This is a genomic window from Bordetella ansorpii (assembly GCF_900078705.1).
Taxonomy (GTDB): Bacteria; Pseudomonadota; Gammaproteobacteria; order Burkholderiales; family Burkholderiaceae_B; genus Bordetella; species Bordetella ansorpii_A.
This window is the reverse complement of sequence record NZ_FKIF01000010.1, coordinates 176,113-191,102: the sequence shown is the minus strand read 5'-3', so window position 1 is coordinate 191,102 and position 14,990 is coordinate 176,113. Positions and strand designations below refer to the sequence as shown.

At 68.8% G+C, this 14,990-nt stretch carries 17 protein-coding genes; 12 read left to right on the top strand and 5 right to left on the bottom strand.

Annotation, left to right across the window (positions count from 1 at the left end; genetic code table 11):
- Positions 1-94: 94 nt before the first annotated feature.
- Entirely contained in the window at positions 95-409 is a 315-nt protein-coding gene (gene clpS / locus A6745_RS25375) for an ATP-dependent Clp protease adapter ClpS (RefSeq protein WP_066133681.1), read from the bottom strand.
- Between the two features lie 220 nt (positions 410-629).
- Here clpS and A6745_RS25370 point away from each other — a divergent pair, with 220 nt between their 5' ends.
- Positions 630-875, top strand: coding sequence for a cold-shock protein (locus A6745_RS25370; protein ID WP_066133678.1), 246 nt, complete (start codon positions 630-632; stop codon positions 873-875).
- A gap of 207 nt (positions 876-1,082) precedes the next feature.
- The gene (locus tag A6745_RS25365; RefSeq protein ID WP_066133675.1) at positions 1,083-1,565 is read left to right on the top strand and encodes a DUF192 domain-containing protein; all 483 of its coding nucleotides are present in this window, start codon (positions 1,083-1,085) and stop codon (positions 1,563-1,565) included.
- A 175-nt stretch (positions 1,566-1,740) separates the two neighbouring features.
- Here the strand turns inward: A6745_RS25365 and pcaF are convergent, their stop codons facing one another.
- From pcaF to xseA, 4 genes are all read right to left on the bottom strand, one after another.
- The gene (pcaF, locus tag A6745_RS25360) at positions 1,741-2,946 is read right to left on the bottom strand and encodes a 3-oxoadipyl-CoA thiolase (protein WP_066133672.1); all 1,206 of its coding nucleotides are present in this window, start codon (positions 2,944-2,946) and stop codon (positions 1,741-1,743) included.
- Between the two features lie 134 nt (positions 2,947-3,080).
- Positions 3,081-4,490, bottom strand: coding sequence for a chloride channel protein (locus A6745_RS25355; protein WP_066133669.1), 1,410 nt, complete (start codon positions 4,488-4,490; stop codon positions 3,081-3,083).
- A 155-nt stretch (positions 4,491-4,645) separates the two neighbouring features.
- The gene (gene sodB / locus A6745_RS25350) at positions 4,646-5,224 is read right to left on the bottom strand and encodes a superoxide dismutase [Fe] (RefSeq protein ID WP_066133666.1); all 579 of its coding nucleotides are present in this window, start codon (positions 5,222-5,224) and stop codon (positions 4,646-4,648) included.
- A 154-nt stretch (positions 5,225-5,378) separates the two neighbouring features.
- The gene (gene xseA / locus A6745_RS25345; protein WP_066133662.1) at positions 5,379-6,740 is read right to left on the bottom strand and encodes an exodeoxyribonuclease VII large subunit; all 1,362 of its coding nucleotides are present in this window, start codon (positions 6,738-6,740) and stop codon (positions 5,379-5,381) included.
- 328 nt (positions 6,741-7,068) lie between these two features.
- On the opposite strand from xseA, the gene A6745_RS25340 reads away from it, so the two are divergent.
- From A6745_RS25340 to murJ, 10 genes are all read left to right on the top strand, one after another.
- Entirely contained in the window at positions 7,069-7,698 is a 630-nt protein-coding gene (locus tag A6745_RS25340) for a MotA/TolQ/ExbB proton channel family protein (RefSeq protein ID WP_066133659.1), read from the top strand.
- A complete protein-coding gene (locus A6745_RS25335; protein WP_066133656.1) occupies positions 7,695-8,111 on the top strand; it encodes an ExbD/TolR family protein in 417 nt (138 codons plus the stop codon). Before A6745_RS25340 ends, A6745_RS25335 begins: the two co-directional genes overlap by 4 nt.
- The gene (gene lpxK / locus A6745_RS25330; RefSeq protein WP_066133653.1) at positions 8,108-9,151 is read left to right on the top strand and encodes a tetraacyldisaccharide 4'-kinase; all 1,044 of its coding nucleotides are present in this window, start codon (positions 8,108-8,110) and stop codon (positions 9,149-9,151) included. Before A6745_RS25335 ends, lpxK begins: the two co-directional genes overlap by 4 nt.
- Before the next feature lie 261 nt (positions 9,152-9,412).
- On the top strand, positions 9,413-10,066 hold the full coding sequence (locus tag A6745_RS25325; protein WP_066133650.1) for a TetR/AcrR family transcriptional regulator: 654 nt from the start codon (positions 9,413-9,415) through the stop codon (positions 10,064-10,066).
- Between the two features lie 190 nt (positions 10,067-10,256).
- Positions 10,257-10,586 (top strand): hypothetical protein, encoded by a 330-nt coding sequence (locus tag A6745_RS25320; protein ID WP_066133647.1) that lies wholly within the window; start codon positions 10,257-10,259, stop codon positions 10,584-10,586.
- 148 nt (positions 10,587-10,734) lie between these two features.
- Positions 10,735-10,920: a Trm112 family protein gene (locus A6745_RS25315; protein WP_066133644.1), complete on the top strand. Its 186-nt coding sequence runs from the start codon at positions 10,735-10,737 to the stop codon at positions 10,918-10,920.
- 3 nt (positions 10,921-10,923) lie between these two features.
- Entirely contained in the window at positions 10,924-11,691 is a 768-nt protein-coding gene (kdsB, locus tag A6745_RS25310) for a 3-deoxy-manno-octulosonate cytidylyltransferase (protein WP_066133643.1), read from the top strand.
- An 89-nt stretch (positions 11,692-11,780) separates the two neighbouring features.
- Complete coding sequence (gene adk, locus A6745_RS25305; protein WP_066133640.1) at positions 11,781-12,437, top strand: adenylate kinase; 657 nt, start codon at positions 11,781-11,783, stop codon at positions 12,435-12,437.
- 79 nt (positions 12,438-12,516) lie between these two features.
- Complete coding sequence (locus A6745_RS25300) at positions 12,517-13,275, top strand: 3-hydroxyacyl-CoA dehydrogenase (protein ID WP_066133637.1); 759 nt, start codon at positions 12,517-12,519, stop codon at positions 13,273-13,275.
- 54 nt (positions 13,276-13,329) lie between these two features.
- Positions 13,330-14,886, top strand: coding sequence for a murein biosynthesis integral membrane protein MurJ (gene murJ, locus A6745_RS25295; RefSeq protein ID WP_066133635.1), 1,557 nt, complete (start codon positions 13,330-13,332; stop codon positions 14,884-14,886).
- Positions 14,887-14,990 lie beyond the last annotated feature (104 nt).

Below are 14,990 nucleotides of genomic sequence, written 5' to 3'. Positions count from 1 at the left end.
CCGGCTTGCCCGAGGCTGCGCGCCGCTTTAATACCACTTGAAAGGCAACGCTATTGGGCCCCATAACGCAAAAGGCCCCGGGGCCTGCCGACCCCTAAACAGGCTCCATCACGCACTGCAGCGGATGTTGCCGCGCGCGGGCGTACTGCGCGACCTGGGCAATCCGCGTGGCCGCGACGTCGCGCGGATACACACCGCAGACGCCCCGGCCTTCGTGGTGGACCTGCAGCATGATCCGGGTGGCTTCTTCATGGCTCTTGCCGAAGAATTTCTGCAGGACCTTGACCACGAACTCCATGGGCGTGTAGTCGTCATTCAGCAGTAAAACCTGATACATGGGAGGCGGCGCTGCCTTTGCAGCGGCCTTCTCCACGACCTGATCGTGCTGGGTATCCAAGGTAGAACTCATAGGGCGGCTATTCTAGTTAAACGGCGCATCGTGTTCGCTGCAATTACGCAAAATTACATGCAGACATGCGTAGTTTCCATACTTGACGTGACAAAGAAAAGCAGCGCATTATCAGCGCATTCGGGAGGCTTACAAAACGCTGTTGGCCGCACCGGACGCCTGGGAGGGAAGGGGCTATATCGGCTCTTCTATCAACATACGATTCAATGAGGCAGTCCGCATGTCTGATATGACCGCTACCGCTGTCCAAGGGGACAATCCTAAATCGACGGGTACCGTCAAATGGTTCAACGACGCCAAAGGTTTTGGGTTCATCACCCCTGACGATGGCGGAGAAGATCTGTTCGCACATTTCTCGTCCATTCAAATGAACGGCTTCAAGACGCTCAAGGAAGGCCAGAAGGTCTCGTTCGAGATCATTCAGGGCCCCAAGGGCAAGCAGGCGCTGAATATTACGTCAGCCTGATCGTCCACCGTTCGGTTTCAGCGAAACCGCCACACCGGCGCGATGCGCCGGGTATCATGCAAGGCGGGTCGAAACCCGCCTTTTTTGTCGCCGGGCCGCCCCAAGGGCAAAGCCTATCCTCTCTTGTGTGGCGACACGCCGAAGGCGCAGCGTGGCCGCCCGTCATCGTTGTCCGTCGCCCGTCTATTTTCCGCCGTTCCCTTCCCCATGTCGAACCTCCGTGCGCGCCTGTCGCCCCGCCTCATCGCCCTTCGCCTGGCCGCCCTGCTGACGCTGGCCCTGCCCTTAGCCGCCTCGGCGCAAGGCCCCGCCCCCGCCGGTCCCCAGGAAAAACTGGCGGTCACTCCCCTGTCGATCGGCATCCATGCCATCCAGGCCGAAGTCGCCGATACCGAGGAAGAACGCCGCATCGGCCTGATGTTCCGCGAAACCCTGCCCGGCAACGAAGGCATGCTGTTCGTCTTCAATGCCCCCGACGTCCAGTGCTTCTGGATGCGCAACACCCTGGTGCCGCTGTCGGCCGCCTTCATCTCGGACGACGGCACCATCGTCAACATCGAAGACATGGCGCCGAAGACGGACACGCCCCACTGCAGCCGCAAGCCGGTGCGCTACGTGCTGGAAATGGCCCAGGGCTGGTTCGCCGAGCGTGGCCTGAAGGCCAATGTCAAGGTCGACGGCCTGCCGTAGTACCGGCATTCTTTCTTGAAGCAAAAAGGGAGTCCAGACATGGACTCCCTTTTCTTTTTCATGGCCTGCCGCACGGCGCGGAAAACCGCGGGCCGCATTGACGGGCGTGGCGCCTGGGCATGAGCGCGGAAGAAGGCTTACGGCCTACCGCACGATCATGCCCAAGCGTGCGCGGTCACACGCGCTCGATCACCAGCGCGATGCCCTGGCCCACGCCGATGCACATCGTGCACAGCGCATAGCGGCCACCCGTGCGGTGCAGTTGGTTGACGGCAGTGGTGACCAGGCGCGCGCCGCTGGCGCCCAGCGGGTGGCCCAGGGCGATGGCGCCGCCGTTGGGATTGACGCGCGCGTCGTCGTCGGCGATGCCCAGTTCACGCAGCACCGCCAGGCCCTGCGCGGCGAAGGCTTCGTTCAGTTCGATGACGTCCATCTGCGCCAGCGTCAGGCCGGTCTGCGCCAGCACCTTGCGGGTGGCCGGGGCCGGGCCGATGCCCATGATGCGCGGCGGCACGCCGGCCGTGGCCATGCCCACCACGCGGGCGCGCGGCGTCAGGCCGTGGCGTGCGGCGCTCTGCTCGTCGGCCAGCAGCAGCGCGGCGGCGCCGTCGTTCACGCCCGAGGCGTTGCCGGCGGTGACGGTGCCGCCCTCGCGGACCACGCCCTTGAGCCTGGCCAGCGATTCCAGGCTGGTTTCGCGCGGGTGTTCATCCTTGGACACGATGACCGGATCGCCCTTCTTCTGGGCGATGGACACCGGCGTGATTTCCGCGTCGAAGAAGCCCGATTGCTGCGCGCGCACGGTCTTCATCTGGCTGGCCAGCGCGAACTTGTCCTGGTCTTCGCGGTTGATGCCGAAATCGTCGGCCACGTTCTCGGCGGTCTCGGGCATGGAGTCCACCCCGTATTGAGCCTTCATCAGGCGGTTGACGAAGCGCCAGCCGATGGTGGTGTCGTAGATGGCCGCATCGCGCGCATAGGCGGTGTTGGCCTTGCCCATGACGAAGGGCGCGCGGCTCATGCTTTCGACGCCGCCCGCCAGCATCAGGTGCGCCTCGCCGGCGCGGATGGCGCGCGCGGCGCTGCCCACGGCGTCCAGGCCCGACCCGCACAGGCGGTTCAGCGTGGCGCCCGGCACGTCGACCGGCAGGCCGGCCAGCAGCGTGGCCATGCGCGCGACGTTGCGGTTGTCCTCGCCGGCCTGGTTGGCGCAGCCGAACAGCGTGTCGTCGAGCTGGTCCCATTGCACGCCGGGATTGCGCGCCATCAGCGCCTTGAGCGGAATGGCGGCCAGGTCGTCGGTGCGCACGGAGGCCAGGGCGCCGCCGTAGCGGCCGAAGGGCGTGCGGATGGCGTCGCAGATGAAGGCATGCAGGGTCATGGAGTGTCTCGTCTCGTCTGTTTAGGAAAAATTCTGACAGCCATCGATGGTATCGCAGGGCAGGAACAGCCAACGGCGGCAAGGCAATGGAGTCCACTAGATGGACAGCCATTGCGTTCACGAGACGGACGAAATCAGCCGGCGGCCGCTCGCGCGCTACGCGCGGCATCCAGCGTGGCCTGGCGCCGGAAACGTCCCGCCGCCAGATGGTAGAACGGCTGCGGGCAGAACTGGCGCGCCACCACGGAAGCGCTGAGCGACGCCGCCAGCAGCCAGAACAACAGGGGCTGGCTGCCCGTCATCTCCATCACCACCACGCTGGCGGTCAGCGGCGCCTGGGTGGCGGCGGCCAGGAAGGCCGCCATCGACAACAGCACGATCAGGCGCTCGTCGAGCGCCCCGCCCGTCCATTGCCACAGCTCGTGTCCGATGCCCGCGCCCGTGGTCAATGCCGGGGTGAAGATGCCGCCCGGGATGCCGGCCCAATACGACGCCACCGTGGCGGCCAGCTTGGCCAGCCCGAAACCCGGGGCGGGCGCCGCGTCTCCGGCCAGCAGGCCGGCGGCGGTCTCGTAGCCGGTGCCGTACACCGCCCCGCCCGTCAGCATGCCCAGGCAGGCGAGGAACAGGCCCAGGCCCGCCGCGGCCAGCACGGGATGGCGCCGCAGCCGATCGCGCCACGCCAGGGGCGCCACGCCCGGCAGGCCCTTGCCCAGCAGCCGCGCGAATACGCCGCCCAGCACGCCGTTGACCAGGCCGCACAGCAGGACCCACAGCAGCATGTCGGAGCCGGAGGCCTGCCCGGTGAACTGGCCGAAATAAGGATTGTTGCCCGCCAGCGCCACCACCATGAAACCCGAGGCCAGCACGCCGATCAGCACCAGCCGCTGCCAGCGCAGCGACGTGCCCCGGCCCAGTTCCTCGATGGCGAACACCACCCCGGCCAGCGGCGCATTGAAGGCCGCCGCCAGGCCGCCGGCGGCGCCGGCGGCGATCAGTTCACGGTGCCGCAGGCCCTGCATCGGCGCGCCCAGGCGCTCCCACAGGCGGCCCCAGGCCAGCATCACCGCCGCGCCCACCTGCACCGACGGCCCTTCCCGGCCAACCGACGCCCCGGCCAGCATGCCCGCGAAGGTCAGCGGAATCTTCCAGAGGGTCTGCCGGATGGACACCAGGTTCGTCTGGGCGGGCCCCGCGGGCAGCGACAGCGCGCCGATGACCTGCGGGATGCCGCTGCCGCTGGCATTGGGCGCCACGCGCTGCGTCAGCCAGCGCAGCCCCCCCAGCGCGGCCGGCAGCACGATGAAGGCCAGCCAGCCGTGGCTGGCCGTCCACTGCCGGTTCCACTCCAGCGCCGCGTCGGCCAGGCGCGCGAAGCCCAGCGATACCAGCGCCACCAGCGCGGCGCCGCCCAGGGGCAGGCCCAGGTACAGGCTCTTGCGCGACAGCCGCCGTGTCTGCCGCCACTTGCGCCGCGCCGCCAGGCGCAGGCGCGATGCCGGAGAGTGAGTGGAGGTGGGAGTGGTGGGCGGAAGATCGGCCATGAGCGGCGTGGGGAAGTCTCGGGTAGGACTGCTCGGTCAAACCTGACAGGTTACGCCATGACAGCTTACAAGCACCAGAAAGCACAAGCCCCCCACGCGGGAGGGCTTGTTTCAAGCATCGGGCTCGAACCCCGGACCACGGGGCCCGGCGGGGATCAGCCGAAGTTCTTGGCCGCGAACTCCCAGTTCACCAGCGCCCAGAAGTTTTCCAGGTACTTGGGACGGGCGTTGCGGTAGTCGATGTAGTAGGCGTGTTCCCACACATCACAGGTCAGCAGCGGCACGTCGGCGGTGGTCAGGGGGGTGGCGGCGTTGCTGGTGTTGACGATGTCCACCGAGCCGTCGGCCTTCTTCACCAGCCAGGTCCAGCCCGAACCGAAGTTGCCGGCGGCCGACTTGTTGAAGGCGTCCTTGAAGGCGTCGAAACCGCCCCACTTGGCCTTGATGGCATCCGCCAGCGCGCCGGTGGGCTCGCCGCCGCCCTTGGGCGACAGGCTGTTCCAGTAGAAGGTGTGGTTCCAGATCTGGGCCGCGTTGTTGAACACACCGCCCGAGGACTTCTTGACGATGTCTTCCAGCGAGGCGTTTTCGAACTCGGTGCCCGGGATCAGGTTGTTCAGGTTGGTGACATACGTCTGGTGGTGCTTGCCGTAGTGGAACTCCAGCGTCTCTTTCGAGATGTGGGGAGCCAGGGCGTCCATGTCGTAAGGCAGGGGGGGAAGAGTATGTGCCATGTGTCGGTTCCTTCTTGGTTGGGTCTACGCGATCAAGCCAGGACATTGTATCGGCTGTCGAGGGGCCAACCGGCCTAACCCCGAGGCAACATGGGGTTAAGAGAAGCAACACGATACGCCCGGAACGGGCGTGTTGCGACTCATTCGTTTTCGCTCAGTCGTCCTGCTCGCGGACTTGCGCGACGTCGACCGTGGCGCCGCCCCGCGCCAGGCTCAGGTCGAGCCGCTGGCCGGGAGCCAGTCGCGCCGCGTCGCGCACGATGGCGCCTTCGGCGTCGCGCACGATGGCGTAGCCGCGCGCCAGGGTGTGCTGCGGATCGAAGGCGCGCAGTTGCGCGGCGGCGCCCTGCAATGCCGCGCGGCGCGCGGCCAGCAGGCGCGCATGGGCGCGGCGCAGTTGCTCGGCCAGCGTCCGCACCCCCTGCTGCGCCGGCGCGGTGCGCGGGGCACGGTGGACCAGGCGCTGCGCCAGCAGTTCGACGCGCGCGCTGCGCCGGGCCTGCGGCGCGCGCCAGGCGGCCAGCAGCCGGTGGCGCAGCGAGGCCAGGCGTTCGCGCTGGTGCGCCAGGCGCTGCGCCGGCGACACCATGGCGGCCGCGGCGCGATCCAGCCGCTGCGCGGCCTGGTCCAGGGCGCGGCGCTGCGCGCGGACCAATGCCTGGGCTTCCTGCCGCACGGCGCGCAACAGGTCGGCGCGCGGCACGCAGGCCAGTTCGGCCGCCGCGGTGGGCGTGGGCGCCCGCACGTCGGCCACGAAGTCGACGATCGTGAAATCCGTCTCGTGCCCCACCCCGCTGATCACGGGAATCTCGCTGGCGGCCACCTGGCGGGCCAGCGTTTCATCGTTGAAGCTCCAGAGGTCTTCGATGCTGCCGCCACCGCGCACCAGCAGCAGCGTGTCGACCTCGGCGCGGGCATTGGCGCGGACCACCTGCGCGGCCAGGCGCGGCGCGGCGTCGGCGCCCTGCACCGGCGCCGGATAGATGATGAGGGGGACTTGCGGCGCGCGGCGCGCCAGGGCGGACAGCACATCGCGCAAGGCGGCGGCATGCAGGGAGGTGATCACGCCGATGGCGCGCGGCAGGCGAACGGGCTGGCGCTTGCGTTCAGGGTCGAACAGGCCTTCCTCGGCCAGTTGCGCCTTCAATCGCAGGAAGGTTTCGTACAGGTTGCCGACGCCGGCGCGGCGCATGCCGTCGGCCTGCAACTGGAAGTCGCCACGGGCCTCGTACAGCGACACGCGCGCCCGCACCTCGACCTGGTCGCCCGGCCTGGGCACGAAACCGACCAGGCTGGCGCGGCTGCGGAACATGACGGCGCGCACGGCGGCGCGGCTGTCCTTCAGGGTGAAGTACCAGTGGCCGGAGGCGGCCTGGGTGAAGTTGGAGACCTCGCCGCGCACCCAGATGGCCGGGATGCTGCGCTCCAGCAACTGGCCCACGGCCTGGTTCAACTGGGCAACGGTAAGAATATCCCGCGCGAATACGTCGTTCATGACGGAAACTCCAGTTGTCATGAGGCTTTCCGGGGAATATATGTCCACAGGCCGCATGAAGCGGGGCTGAATGATACAGCAAAGCCCAAAGCATGCAAGCGCGCCTCGCAAAGCCAATAAATTCGATATAAGCCCATGATTTTTATGGATAAACATCAGATACACAATTGACCGTCATTTGACCGATCAACCGGGGAACCAATGCAGGACGGGCTTTCCGCCGATTTCTACACAGGATTATCCACAGATTCTGTGGATAACTGGCCCGGCTTGTCACGGCCGGATTGCGCCGTTACAGTCTCGCCCTGAAGCGGCGGCCAACGCGCCCCGCCCCTCCCGGAGCACCGTCTTGCTAGCCATCATCCAAGCCGCGGGCTGGCCGATCTGGCCCCTGCTGGCCACCTCGGTCCTGGGCCTGGCCCTCATCGTCGAACGCCTGCTGTCGCTGCGCCGCAGCCTGGTCCTGCCCCGCGGCCTGAACGAGCAGGTCGCCGAAATGCTGCGCACCCGCCAGGACACGCCCGAAGCCTTGACGCGGCTGGAACGCAATTCGCCGCAGGGCCGCGTGCTGGCGGAAGTGCTGCGCCAGCGCCACCTGCCGCGCCCCGAACTGCGGGCCGCGGTGGAAGACGCCGGCCGCGCCGTGGCGCACGACCTGAACCGCTACCTTCCCGCCCTGGGCACCATCGCCATGGTGGCGCCGCTGATGGGCCTGTTCGGCACGGTCGTCGGCATGATCGAGATCTTCGGCGCCTATTCGCCGACCAGCAGCGACCCGGCGCAACTGGCGCATGGCATCTCGGTTGCCCTGTACAACACCGGTTTCGGCATCCTGATCGCCATCCCGGCCATGATCGCCCACCGCGCCCTGCGCGCCCGGGTCGACGGCTATCTGGCCGCCCTCGAGCAGATGGCCGGCCGCCTGGCGCGCCACGTGGCCGCGGAGCCGACCGCCCGCGCCGCGGAGGCCCGCGCATGAACTTCCGCGGCGGACGGGATCCGGGACGCGACGAGCTGGACATCAACCTGATCCCGCTCATCGACGTGCTGCTGGTGATACTGATCTTCCTGGCGGCCACCACCTCGTTCGCGCGCTACACCCAGCTCAAGATCACGCTGCCGCAGGCCGCGGCCGAGCAAGAGGCGCCCGCCGCCATCGAGGTCGCCATCAGCCAGGACGGCCATTACGCGCTGAACGGCGTGCTGATGGACGCATCCACCCCGGCCGGCATCGCCGCCGCCCTGGCGCAGGCCGCGCAGGGCAAGTCCGAGGCCGTGCTGGTCATCAACGCCGACGCCCAGGCCACGCACCAATCCGTGGTCAATGTCATGGAAGCGGCGCGCCAGGCCGGAATCGGACGCGTCAACTTCGCCGCCCAGACCGCGCGGTGAACACCTCCTCCTTCCTGCTGGCCTTCCTGCACCGGCAGTGGCGCCACGGCGGCTGGCTGTCCACGCTGCTGACGCCGCTTTCGGCCCTCACGGCCCGCGCCGTGCGCCGCAAGCGGGACGACTACCGCGCAGGCCGCCGGCAGGCCTGGCGCGCCCCGGTGCCCGTCGTGGTCGTGGGCAACCTGTACGTCGGCGGCACCGGCAAGACGCCGGTGGTGATCGCCGCCGTCGAGGGGTTGCGCGCCCGGGGCTGGACGCCCGGCGTGGTCAGCCGCGGCTACGGCGTCGAACCGGGCGCCACGCCGCGCGTCGGCCAGGGCGCCTTGTCGCCCCGCGAATTCGGCGACGAGCCCGCCCTGATCGCCCGCGCCTCGAACGCCCCCGTGGCCGTGCATCCCAAGCGCGCGCTGGCCGCGCAGGCGCTGCTGCAGGCCCACCCCGAGCTCGACGTGATCGTCTCCGACGATGGCCTGCAGCACCTGCAACTGGCCCGCGACATAGAGATCGTGGTGCAGGACGAGCGCGGCACGGGCAACGGCCGGCTGCTGCCCGCCGGCCCCCTGCGCGAACCCGCCTCGCGGCTGGGCGAGGTCGATGCGGTCATCACCAACGCCGCCGCCGATGGCGCGCCCGCCGGCGCCGCGACCGCGCCGCGTCATTTCCGCATGCGCCTGGCTCCGGTCGGCGCCTGGCGGTTGACGGATGGCCGGCAGCAGCCGCTGGCGTGGTTCGCGCAGCCGCCGCAGGCCGGCCGCGTCGCCGCGGCGGCGGGCATCGGCAACCCGCAACGCTTCTTCCAGACCCTGCGCGAGGCGGGCATCGAGCCCGCCGCCGAACTGTCCCTGCCCGATCACTACGACTACGCCCGTTCGCCCTTCGGCGACCTGCCGGGCGAACACATCCTGGTCACCGCCAAGGACGCCATCAAATGCGCGGCGCTGGACGAGCCTCGCCTGTGGGAGGTGCGGGTCGCCGCGCGGTTCTCGGGCGACTTCGCCGGCTGGCTGTCCACAGCCCTGGACGCCGCGAAGCGCCCCTGAGCGCGGCGCCATGCCCGCCGGCGATCGGCCTGGGCACCACCGTCATGCGCCGTTCCCATCCGGCATCCCCTCTTGCCGATCGCCCCGCCGCCAGGCCGCCGGGCGCGCGTTCGGGTGCGGGCATCGCCGTCGAAACGCGGCCATTCGAGCAAAATCGCATTCCTGCGCACGGAGAGGGAACGATCCGCACGCTTGACCGACTGTCACTTAGTGACATACCATACGATCAACCTGTCACTAAGTGACAAGGCGAGCAGATTCATGAACGCAAGCAAGGACGATGCAAAGCTGGAGGTTTCCCGGCATGCCGGGCGGCTCTTCCTGAAGCACGGGGTCGCCGGCACCAGCGGCGACGACATTGCGGAGGCGGCGGGCCTGTCGAAACGGACGGTATGGCGCTACTTCCGCAACAAGGAAAGCTGCGTGGAGCCGTTGTTCCAGGCGACCTCGCTGCGGTTCATCGCCATGCTGCGGCAGTGGCCGCGCAATGTCTCGATCGAGGCACACCTGCGGCACTGCGTGGCCCGGGAGGTAGGCGATCCGCAGCACGCGGCCGATGGCCTCCTGGCCGTGCAACTGGTCGCGATGCTGCCGGAAGAGCCCGCGCTTCGATCGGCGTGGCTGATGGCCGCGCAGGCCGGCGAGGAAGCCCTGGCGGGCGTCATCGCCGACCGGCTGCGGCGCTCGGGCGATGAGGCCGAGGTCCGGTTGTGCGCCGCCACGGTCATGGCGGCGATCCGGGTGGTCGACGAAACCGTCAGTTTCGCCGCCATCAAGCAGGGCCGGCAGTTCTCGCTGCAGGAAGCCATCGACCAGCAGGCGCGCGCCATCCGCGCCGCCTGCACGCTGCCGATCTGCGATCCGCTCGCCGACGGCGAGGCCTTGGCCCCCACCGCCTCGCCCCCCTGCGCCTGAGCGCCGTGCCTGTCTTCCAGCCCCATGCACGGCGCATTGCAATCCGACGCGTGGCAATGCCACGCCGGGCATGGATCAGGCCGCGTGGCTCCCGTTTCCACGCATGCCTATAGGTGGGCGCCGACGCCCATCGGGCGGGGCCGGTCGAGGATCGGCTCCGGAACCACAACCTCCTGGAAGGATGAAACGCATGAAGACATTTCCCTCGAAGACGATCGCCCGCCTCTGCCTGTCGGCCGCCGCCGCCTCGCTCGCCACCGCGATGATGGCGGGCTGCGTGTCCGCCGGCGAGCAGCGCCGGGCGGACCTGGACCAGGACCGCGGCACCTGCGCCGACTACGGCGCCCAGCCCGGCTCCGCCGGGTACACGCGCTGCATGCTGCAACAGCAGCAACGGCGGGATCACGAGCAACTGCTCAACGCCGAGCGCGGCCGGATCTCCGCCGAGACCGCGCGCAACAACCTCGAAACGCTGCGCTTGATCCGCAAGAACCGGGAAGACCGCAAGAACGACGATTGACCGGCACGGCAGGCGGCGCAGGTCCGCCGCCGTCCGCCGCGATGCCCCCGCGGGCCGGCGGGACACCCGCGGCCGCCTCGCGCCAAGGCGCCAAGGGTGCGACATTCGGACCATCGCCCGTTACCGCGTTCTGTTCTAGAATCGCGGCATGGAATCCCGCCTGCTCGACATCCTCGTGTGCCCGCTGTGCAAAGGCCGGCTCGACTACGACCGCCCGAACGCCGAACTGATCTGCAAGGCCGACCGCCTTGCCTTCCCCGTGCGCGACGGCATTCCCGTCATGCTCGAATCCGAGGCGCGCGACCTCGATCCCGCCCAGGCCGCCGCCAGCTGAGCCATGAGCTTTCTGGTCCTGATCCCCGCGCGCGCCGCGTCCACCCGCCTGCCCGACAAACCGCTCGCCGACATCGCCGGCAAGCCCATGGTGGTGCGCGTGGCCGAACGGGCCAGGCTGTCCGGCGCCAGCGCCGTGCACGTCGCCACCGATGACACCCGCGTGCTCCAGGCCGCCGAGTCGCACGGCCATTCCGCCCTGCTGACGCGCGCCGACCACGCCACCGGCACCGACCGCCTGTCCGAGGCCGTGCGGCAGCTCGGCCTGCCCGACGATGCCGTCGTGGTCAACGTGCAGGGCGACGAGCCGCTGATCGAACCCGAGCTCATCGATGCCGTGGCCGCCAAGCTGCTGGCCGCGCCCGATGCCGACATCGCCACCTGCGCCTGCCCGCTGGCCGACGCCGATGCGCTGTTCAACCCGAATGTCGTCAAGGTCGTCCACGCCGCCGACGACCGGGCCCTGTACTTTTCGCGTGCGCCCATTCCGTGGGCGCGCGACGCGCTGGCCGGCGGGGGGCGGGTGCTCGCCCCAGGCCTGCCCGCATGGCACCACATCGGCCTGTACGCCTACCGGGTGTCGTTCCTGCGGCGTTTTCCCACGCTGCCGCAAGGCGCGCTCGAGCGCTTCGAATCGCTCGAGCAACTGCGCGCGCTCGAGCACGGCCACAGCATCGTCGTGCATCGCGCCAGCCAGCCGCCAGCAGCCGGCGTGGACACGCCCGCCGACCTCGAACGCGTGCGCGCGTGGTTCGCGGATAATCGGTTATAAGAGGTCTTTTCCTCGCGCCCGGCAGCACATGCTGCATTGCGGCATAATCGCCCCCGACCACAAAAACTAAACATTCTTCTGGAGCATCTATGCGTCTCATCCTGCTCGGACCTCCTGGCGCCGGCAAAGGCACCCAGGCCGCCTTCCTGACCCAGCATTACGGCATTCCGCAGATCTCGACGGGCGACATGCTGCGTGCCGCCGTGAAGGCCGGCACGCCCCTGGGCATCGAAGCCAAGAAGGTCATGGACGCGGGCGGCCTGGTATCGGACGAAATCATCATCGGCCTCGTCCAGGACCGCCTCAAGCAGGACGATTGCGCCAAGGGCTACCTGTTCGACGGCTTTCCCCGCACCATCCCGCAGGCCGACGCGCTGAAAAGCGCGGGAGTGAAGTTGGACTTCGTCGTCGAGATCGAAGTTCCCGACTCGGACATCATCGAACGCATGAGCGGCCGCCGCGTGCATCCCGCCAGCGGCCGCACCTACCACGTGCGCTTCAATCCGCCCAAGGTCGAAGGCCAGGACGACGCCACCGGCGAACCGCTGGTGCAGCGCGACGACGACCGCGAGGAAACCGTGCGCCACCGCCTGTCGGTCTACCAGCAGCAGACCCGCCCGCTGGTCGACTACTACGCCGGCTGGGCCCAGCAGGATGCGTCCGTCGCCCCCCGGTACCGCAAGATTTCGGGCGTGGGTTCGGTCGAAGAGATCAAGTCGCGCCTGGCGCAAGCCCTGCAGCACTGACGACGCGGGCCACGCGCGCCATCTGCCCGTGGCCCGGGCCGCACCTGAATCCCCAAGCCGCGAGAGCGGGAGAGTAGACATGGAAATCGCGAACAAGGTATTTATCGTGACCGGCGGCGCGTCGGGCCTGGGCGCGGGCACCGCGCGCATGCTGACCGAGCACGGCGCCAAGGTCGTCATCGCCGACCTGCAGGACGAGCCCGGCCAGGCCCTGGCCAAGGAACTCGGCCAGCGCTACGTGCACTGCGACGTCACGCAGGAAGCCGACGGCCAGCGCGTCGTGGCCGAGGCCAAGTCGCTGGGCGCGCTGTTCGGCCTGGTGAACTGCGCGGGCGTCGCCCCGGCGGCCAAGATCGTGGGCAAGAACGGCGCGCACGCGCTGGACCTGTTCCAGAAAGTCATCTCGATCAACCTGATCGGCAGCTTCAACATGATGCGCCTGGCCGCCGAAGCCATGAGCGCCAACGAGCCCGAGCCCACCGGCGAGCGCGGCGTGCTGATCAACACGGCCTCGGTGGCCGCGTTCGACGGCCAGATCGGCCAGGCCGCCTACGCCGCCTCCAAGGCCGGCGTGGCCGGCATGACGCTGCCCATCGCCCGCGACCTGTCCAAGGTCGGCATCCGCTGCATGACCATCGCCCCGGGCATCTTCGGCACGCCCATGATCTTCGGCATGCCGCAGGAAGTCCAGGATTCGCTGGCCGCCAGCATCCCCTTCCCCGCCCGCCTGGGCCGCCCCGAGGACTACGCCAAACTGGTCCACAGCATCGTCACCAACGAGATGCTGAACGGCGAAACGATCCGCCTGGACGGCGCGATCCGCATGCCGCCCAAGTAAGCACACCGCTGCAAACGCGGCGGCGCCCGCCGCCGCGTCCTCCAAGAATTCCACATGGCTTTGTTCCGATCGGCCGCCACCATCAGCGGCTTCACGCTGCTGTCGCGCATCACCGGGCTGGTCCGGGACATCCTGGTTGCGCGCGCGTTCGGCGCCGGCCCCCTGACGGACGCGTTCTGGATCGCGTTCCGCATTCCCAATCTGCTGCGCCGGCTGTTCGCCGAAGGCGCCTTCGCGCAGGCTTTCGTGCCCATCCTGGGCGCCGTGCGCAACGACCGCGGCGAAGAAGACGTCCGCCAGTTGCTCGACCGCGTGGCGATCCTGCTGACCGTCGCGCTGATGCTGCTGACCGTGATCGGCATCCTCGCCGCCCCGGTCATCGTCACCCTGATGGCCAGCGGGCTGAAAGACAGCGGCGGCGAATTCGACAGCGCGGTGACGATGACGCGGATCATGTTCCCCTACATCGTCTGCATGTCGCTGATCGCCTTCGCGTCCGGCGTGCTGAACACCTGGCGCCGCTTCGCCGTGCCGGCCTTCACGCCGGTGCTGCTGAACCTGAGCATGATCGGCGCCTGCATCTGGCTGTCGCCGCGCCTGGAGACCCCGATCTACGGCCTGGCCATCGGCGTCATGATCGGCGGAGTGGCGCAATTGGCGGTGCAGTGGATCGCACTGGTCCGGCTGGGCATGGCCCCGCGCGCCTCGGCCAGCCCGCGCGCCGCCTGGAGCGACCCCACCGTCAAGCGCATCCTGAAGCAGATGGCGCCCGCCACGCTGGGCGTGTCGGTGGCGCAGATTTCGCTGCTGATCAACACCAACATCGCGACCTGGCTGACGCCCGGCAGCGTCACCTGGCTGTCGTTCGCCGACCGCCTGATGGAATTTCCCACGTCCTTGCTGGGCGTGGCCCTGGGCACCGTGCTGCTGCCCAGCCTGTCGGCGGCGCATGCGCGCGCCGACCAGGCCGGTTACAGCGGCCTGCTGGACTGGGGCCTGCGCCTGGTTCTCCTGCTGGGCCTGCCGTCCAGCCTGGGGATGATGCTGCTGTCCGACGGACTGGTGGCCACCCTGTTCCACTACGGCGCCTTCCAGGCGCACGACGTGCAGCAGACCCGCCTGGCGGTGGTGGCCTATTCGGTGGGCCTGATCGGCCTGCTTGCCGTGAAGATCCTGGCCCCCGGGTTCTATGCCCGGCAGGACATCCGGACACCGGTCAAGATCGCCATCATGGTGCTGGTGCTGACCCAGTTGCTGAACGCGTTGCTGGTGCCGGTCCTCGCCCACGCCGGACTGGCGCTGGCCATCGGCCTGGGCGCATGCATCAACGCCGTCTCACTGCTGGCGGGCCTGCGCCGCCGCGGCGTCTACCACCCGGCGCCGGGCTGGGGCCGTTTCCTGCTGCGCATGCTGCCCGCCCTGGCCGCCCTGGCCGCGGTGCTGCTGTATGCCGGCGCGCACATCGATTGGATCGCCCTGCAAGCCCACCCGGGGTTGCGCGCCGCCTGTCTGGCCGGCGTCCTGGCGGCCTGCGGCTTCGCCTATTTCGGCGCCCTGTTCGCCTGCGGATTCCGTCCGCGCGACTTCGGCCGGCGCGCAGCCCAGCCCTGAATCGAATAAATCTCGTTATTTCGTCCAATTGGGGGCCAAATCCTGGCTTCCGGGGTCGACAATTGCCGTTGCTTTAAGGTAAATTTTCGTAAAGTTACGTATTT

Excerpts from the sequence above, each read along its gene's own strand:
- A6745_RS25370 (WP_066133678.1), top strand. The coding sequence starts at position 630 with ATGTCTGATATGACCGCTACCGCTGTCCAAGGGGACAATCCTAAATCG.
- adk (WP_066133640.1), top strand. The coding sequence starts at position 11,781 with ATGCGTCTCATCCTGCTCGGACCTCCTGGCGCCGGCAAAGGCACCCAG.
- A6745_RS25325 (WP_066133650.1), top strand. The coding sequence starts at position 9,413 with ATGAACGCAAGCAAGGACGATGCAAAGCTGGAGGTTTCCCGGCATGCC.
- A6745_RS25365 (WP_066133675.1), top strand. The coding sequence starts at position 1,083 with ATGTCGAACCTCCGTGCGCGCCTGTCGCCCCGCCTCATCGCCCTTCGC.
- A6745_RS25355 (WP_066133669.1), bottom strand. The coding sequence starts at position 4,490 with ATGGCCGATCTTCCGCCCACCACTCCCACCTCCACTCACTCTCCGGCA.
- A6745_RS25315 (WP_066133644.1), top strand. The coding sequence starts at position 10,735 with ATGGAATCCCGCCTGCTCGACATCCTCGTGTGCCCGCTGTGCAAAGGC.
- xseA (WP_066133662.1), bottom strand. The coding sequence starts at position 6,740 with ATGACAACTGGAGTTTCCGTCATGAACGACGTATTCGCGCGGGATATT.
- murJ (WP_066133635.1), top strand. The coding sequence starts at position 13,330 with ATGGCTTTGTTCCGATCGGCCGCCACCATCAGCGGCTTCACGCTGCTG.
- A6745_RS25335 (WP_066133656.1), top strand. The coding sequence starts at position 7,695 with ATGAACTTCCGCGGCGGACGGGATCCGGGACGCGACGAGCTGGACATC.
- A6745_RS25320 (WP_066133647.1), top strand. The coding sequence starts at position 10,257 with ATGAAGACATTTCCCTCGAAGACGATCGCCCGCCTCTGCCTGTCGGCC.
- pcaF (WP_066133672.1), bottom strand. The coding sequence starts at position 2,946 with ATGACCCTGCATGCCTTCATCTGCGACGCCATCCGCACGCCCTTCGGC.
- kdsB (WP_066133643.1), top strand. The coding sequence starts at position 10,924 with ATGAGCTTTCTGGTCCTGATCCCCGCGCGCGCCGCGTCCACCCGCCTG.
- sodB (WP_066133666.1), bottom strand. The coding sequence starts at position 5,224 with ATGGCACATACTCTTCCCCCCCTGCCTTACGACATGGACGCCCTGGCT.
- A6745_RS25300 (WP_066133637.1), top strand. The coding sequence starts at position 12,517 with ATGGAAATCGCGAACAAGGTATTTATCGTGACCGGCGGCGCGTCGGGC.
- clpS (WP_066133681.1), bottom strand. The coding sequence starts at position 409 with ATGAGTTCTACCTTGGATACCCAGCACGATCAGGTCGTGGAGAAGGCC.